General features: G+C 40.8%; 1 protein-coding gene. It reads left to right on the forward strand.

Going from position 1 to position 781, the window contains the following annotated elements; genetic code table 11:
• Positions 1–781 (forward strand): IS1634 family transposase (locus LIZ66_RS18345; RefSeq protein WP_456298631.1); only part of this gene is annotated, 781 nt, incomplete at both ends.

Consider the following 781-nt stretch of genomic DNA (forward strand, 5'->3'; position numbering starts at 1 on the left):
CTCAAAAGAACAGTATGATGCCAATACCATCATGAAGATGCTGGTCTATTCCAGACTTCTTTTCCCTGCTTCAAAGAAATCTTCCTATGATGATCGGGAACATTTCTTTGAGAAAACAGACTACTCTTTAGACGATGTTTACCGCTGTCTGTCTTTCCTTGACAAACATAAAGAAAACTTGCAGATCTGGCTAAATGACCATATCAAAGAGAATTATGGCAGGGATACCAGCCTCATCTATTATGATGTTACAAACTACTATTTTGAGACAGATGAGCAAACCGATTTTCTCCGTAAAGGAGTTTCAAAAGAACATCGTCCAAATCCAATTGTGCAGATGGGACTTTTCATGGATAATCAGGGAATTCCTATTACTTATGAACTTTTTCCCGGAAATACCAATGACTGTCTGACCTACAGACCTAACTTTGGACGCATCAAAAAGCAGTTTGATCTTGGCAGAGTCATTTCCGTTGCTGACAAAGGAATGACAACAGGTGATAACATCTGGTACACGATCAACACGCCCACTCATGACGGATATGTTTTCAGTATGTCCATCCGGGGCGCAGAAAAAAGCATCAAGGACTATGTTCTGGAACAGGAAGGTTATGAATGGCTTGGTACAGAATACAAGCGGAAATCCCGCAAGTCTCCAAGAACAATCCAAGTATCCTCTGTTTCGGGCAAAAAAATAAAAAAGCAGGTAAATGAGAAACAGGTTGTCTTCTGGAGTGAAAAATATGCCAAACGAGCAAAAGCAGAGCGTGAAGCTGCACTG

Source organism: Blautia faecis (assembly GCF_020554845.1).
GTDB classification, from domain to species: domain Bacteria; phylum Bacillota; class Clostridia; order Lachnospirales; family Lachnospiraceae; genus Blautia_A; species Blautia_A faecis.